The sequence below is a fragment of the Actinoalloteichus spitiensis RMV-1378 genome (assembly GCF_000239155.1).
In the GTDB taxonomy this organism is placed as follows: Bacteria; Actinomycetota; Actinomycetes; order Mycobacteriales; family Pseudonocardiaceae; genus Actinoalloteichus_B; species Actinoalloteichus_B spitiensis.
In genome coordinates, this window is record NZ_AGVX02000564.1 from 1 (window position 1) to 4,376 (window position 4,376).

A 4,376-nucleotide genomic window follows, 5' to 3' on the forward strand; every position below is an offset into this window, starting at 1 on the left:
GGGAACGGGGCCGCCGTGCGCCCGCCGCGTCCGGTTGGTCCCCGGCCGTTCAGAGCAACGGATTTCCCCGAGCGGGGGAATATTCGGTCGGGTATTCCGGAGCGGAACGGAGAATTCGGGCGGAACGCATGTGGGGACATCCCGGTGGGCTCCGCCCGCCGGTCGACCGGCCCGCGGGCGAGGAGTCGGGGAGCGATGGGGAATTCGGATCAGGCGGGGCGGCGGTGAACACGGTCCGCGCGCGGTGGCCGCGAGCCTCGGGTGAGCCGGTCGCCTGTCCTGTCCGGAGTCGAACGGCGCAGGCGGGAAGGGGTGCGGGCGCCGGCGGTCGTCGTCGCCACCGGACGTCGGGATCCCCCCGTGAACAGCGGTTCCACCGAACCGGAACTCCTCCTTCTGGGTGAGAATCAGTCGAGTGTCGGCGAATGGCGCGCCATTATCTTCCGTTCGTGGAGAATCGCACGCCGAGAGGGAAAGAGGGCCGATCGCGGCCACGTATCCAGGGTGTCACACGAGTGGGGAGTAGCGTGTCCCTCTCCGGCTTTCCGGTACGACCGGATTCCGGTGGTCCCCCCGCGCTGGAGCACCGGGGAAAACGAGGTATCAGGCCGGCGCTGCTGGCCGGAAAGGGAGTGCGCAGTGCGGGTCCCACCGTTCGTGACCGCCGTGCTCGGTACCGCGCTCGCGGTGTCCCTCACGGCTTGTGGTTCGAACTCGGACTACCTGCCGACCCGGGCCGAGGCCGAGGACCTGGGTGAGGAGAGCCAGCAGGTCGCCGAGGAACTCGCGGCCGAGCTGGGCATCCCGGACGTCACCGGCGAGTCGGAGGACCTGTACGTCTTCCTGCCCAAGTCGTTGGACAACCCGTACTGGGACGACGCCAGGGCCGGGATGGAGGACGCCGCGGAACGGCTCGGGGTTCGGGCCGAGTTCGTCGGCCCCCAGACCACCGACGTCGGTCAGCAGGTGCAGATGTTCGAGGCGGCCCTGGCCCGCCAGCCGAAGGGCATCGCGATCTCGCCGAACGACCCCGCGTCGGTGTTGGGCACCATCGCCACCGCGCGGGACATGGGCATCGAGGTCATCGCCTGGGACTCGCCCGTTCCCGACAGCGAGGCGCGTGGCTACATCGGGACCGACAACACCAACGCCGGACGGACCTTCGGCGAGGAGCTGCTGGAACAGATCGGCGGGGAGGGCAAGATCGCCGTGATCGTCGGCTCGCTGGGCGCGGTGAACAGCCAGCAGCGGCTGACCGGGCTGCGCGAGGTCGTCGAGGCCGATCCCGACGTGGAGATCGTCGCGATCGAGGAGTCGGGGGACGCCATCGCCGAGGCCACCAGCAAGACCGAGGCGATCCTGGCGGCGCACCCGGACATCGCGGCGATCGTCGGGATCAACGGCGGTGACGCGCCCGGAGCCGCGACGGCGCTCCAGCAGACCGGGCGGTGCGGCGAGGTGCTGGTGGCCGGCTTCGACGCGATCCCGCAGGCCAGGGACCTGATGCGCAACGACTGCATCCAGCTGCTCGTCTCCCAACGTCCCTACGGGATGACGGCGGCGGCCCTCCAGCTGCTGGTCGCGATGGCCCAGGAAGCGGACGTGGCGGAGACCGAGCTGGACACCGGCGTCGTCGCCATCACCAAGGAGACCCTCCCCGACTTCGAACGGACCATCTCGTGAGCGCGGCACCCGAGGCGGAACCGCCCACGGACGACCCGCCGGCCGCCCCCGGCGTCGAGCCCCTGGTGCGGATGACCGGGATCGTGAAGACCTACCCGGGCGTGCGCGCCCTCGACTCGGTGGAGCTGGCGGTCCGGCCCGGCGAGGTGATGGGGCTGGTCGGCGAGAACGGCGCCGGGAAGTCCACCCTGCTCAAGGTGCTGGCCGGTGTGGTCAGCCCCGACGCGGGCGAGGTCCTCGTCGACGGGCGTCCCGTCCGGATGAGCGGCCCCCGGGACGCCCAGCGGCTGGGGCTTGCGGTGATCCACCAGGAACTCACCCTCGCCCCGCACCTGTCGGTCGCCGAGAACATCCTGGTCGCGGCGGAGCCGACCCGGTTCGGGATGCTCGACCGCAGGGAGATGGAACGGCGGACCGAGGCGGCGCTGTCCGAACTGGGCATCGAGCTCGATCCGTGGATCGAGGTGGAACGGCTGTCGCTGGCCAGGCAACAGCTCGTCGAGGTCGCCCGCGCGCTGGCGGCGAAGGCCCGGCTCATCGTCATGGACGAACCGACCTCGGCCCTCACCGAGGACGAGGTGGACCGGCTCCTCGCGGTCGTCAGGAGGCTGCGGGACTCCGGCGTCGCGATCGTCTACGTCAGCCACCGGATGCGGGAGATCTTCGAGGTCTGCGACCGCATCACCGTGCTGCGGGACGGCCGGCACACCGGTCTGTCACGCGCGGCCGACACCGACCCGGACGCCCTCGTCGCCAAGATGGTCGGCCGGGAGATCACGCAGCTCTACGGGGAGCGCCCCGACCGCGCCCGGGGCGAGGTCGTGCTCGAGGTCCGCAACCTCTCCTCCGGGGACCGGGTGCGTGACGTCTCCCTGGCGGTGCGGGCCGGGGAGATCGTCGGCCTCGCCGGCCTGGTGGGGTCCGGGCGGACCGAGACGGCGCGAGCCGTCTTCGGGGCCGACCCCCACCAGGGTGAGATCCTGCTGCGCGGCCGGCGGGTGCGCTTCGCGCACCCGAAGGAGGCCCTGGCGGAGGGGGTCTGCTACCTCTCCGAGGACCGCAAGGCCACCGGGCTGTTCCTGGAGATGTCGGTCCGGCGCAACATCGCCGTCACCGTGCCGGGGACGATCGCGCCGAGGGGGTGGTTCCGCCCCCGGGTGGAACGCGAGGTCGCCGACAGGTTCCGGACGTCGTTGCGGATCGCGTGCCCCAGCGTCGACTCCCTCGTCGGCGGGCTGTCCGGCGGCAACCAGCAGAAGGTCGCGCTGGCCAAGTGGCTGGCGACCGAGCCCTCCGTCCTGCTGCTGGACGAGCCGACCCGGGGCGTCGACGTCGGGGCGAAGGCGGAGATCTACCGGATCATCCGGGAACTCGCGGCGGCCGGCGTCGCGGTCCTGATGATCTCCAGCGAGCTGCCCGAGGTGATCGGGATGAGTGACCGGATCGTGGTGCTCTCCGCCGGACGGACGGCGGGCGAGCTGACCGCGGACGAGGCCACGGAGGAAGCCATCGTGGCGCTGGCCACCGGAATCGGCACCCCGGCGACGGGCTGAGGAGCGAACACCATGTCCACGACCACCACGCCCACCGCTGATCCGGATCGGACCGGGCCCTCCGGCGCCACCACTCGCCGCACCGACTCGCCGTGGTTGCGGCCCTTCCGGGGCAGGGAGTCCGGCCTGCTGCTGGTGGTGCTGGGGATCCTGGCCTTCCTGGCGATCAGGACGGACACCTTCGTCACCGTTGACAACCTGCTGGTGGTGGCCCGGCAGGCCGCCCTCGTCGCGATCATCGCCGTGGGGATGACCTTCGTGATCGCGACCGGCGGCATCGACCTCTCGGTGGGCTCGGTGGTCGCGCTGACCTCGGTGGCCACCGGGTTCTGGGTGATCTCGGCCGACCTGCCCTACATCGTCGCCATCCCGCTGTCCCTGGCCACCGGCCTGGTCTGCGGGCTGGTCAACGGGGCGCTGATCGTGCTCACGAAGGTGCCCCCCTTCATCATCACCCTGGGCATGTTGGGCATCGCCCGTGGGGTGGCGCTCGGGTTGACCAGCGGTTCCACCCAGACCGGCTTCGCGCCGCCCTTCCTGGGCATCGGGCAGGGGTCGTGGCTGGGGCTTCCCATCCCGGTGTGGGTGGCGCTGGTGGTCGCGGTCGTGGCGCACCTCGTGCTGACCAGGACCACGATCGGCCGGCACGTCTACTTCACCGGGTCGAACGAATCGGCGGCGGTCCTCTCGGGAATCCGGGTCCAACGGGTCAAGATGTTCGTCTACGTGGTCGCGGGTTCGTTGGCCGCGCTGTCGAGCCTGTTGGAGACCGCGCGACTGTCGGTGGCCCAGCCCAGCACAGGGGTCGGCTACGAGTTGACCGCGATCGGTGCCGTCGTCATCGGCGGCGCGAGCCTGTTCGGGGGCCGGGGGACCGTGCTCGGCGCGGTGCTCGGGGCGGTCCTGCTCAGCCTGATCACCAACGGCCTGATCGCCCTCCAGGTCAGCGCCTACTGGCAGCAGGCGATCCAGGGGGCCGTGATCATCCTCGCGGTGGCGCTCAACGAGTGGCGGGGCCGGCGGGCCGCCGCCGCCGGGCGGACGGGGGACACGTAGGCGGTCGCCGAGGCTCCGGGCCGGGGCCCGCCGTCCCGGCACGGCCGAGCGCCGTGCGGTGACCCGGTTCGTCCTCCACGTCCC

3 protein-coding genes are annotated in these 4,376 nt (G+C 71.6%); all 3 read left to right on the forward strand.

Annotated features, from left to right (window positions below; all coding sequences use genetic code 11):
• The first annotated feature begins 639 nt into the window (after positions 1-639).
• Genes ACTIDRAF_RS0221745 through ACTIDRAF_RS30450 form a run of 3 tightly spaced genes read left to right on the forward strand, consistent with a single transcriptional unit; the run spans position 640 to position 4,292 of the window.
• On the forward strand, positions 640-1,683 hold the full coding sequence (locus tag ACTIDRAF_RS0221745; RefSeq protein WP_016700822.1) for a sugar-binding protein: 1,044 nt from the start codon (positions 640-642) through the stop codon (positions 1,681-1,683).
• Positions 1,680-3,236 (forward strand): sugar ABC transporter ATP-binding protein, encoded by a 1,557-nt coding sequence (locus ACTIDRAF_RS0221750; protein ID WP_016700823.1) that lies wholly within the window; start codon positions 1,680-1,682, stop codon positions 3,234-3,236. The genes ACTIDRAF_RS0221745 and ACTIDRAF_RS0221750 overlap by 4 nt, the downstream gene beginning before the upstream one ends.
• 12 nt (positions 3,237-3,248) lie before the next feature.
• Positions 3,249-4,292, forward strand: a complete 1,044-nt coding sequence (locus tag ACTIDRAF_RS30450) for an ABC transporter permease (RefSeq protein WP_016700824.1) — start codon at positions 3,249-3,251, stop codon at positions 4,290-4,292.
• Positions 4,293-4,376: the final 84 nt, after the last annotated feature.

Bases quoted from the DNA above. Each gene is read 5' to 3' on its own strand.
- ACTIDRAF_RS30450 (WP_016700824.1), top strand. From the start codon at position 3,249: ATGTCCACGACCACCACGCCCACCGCTGATCCGGATCGGACCGGGCCC.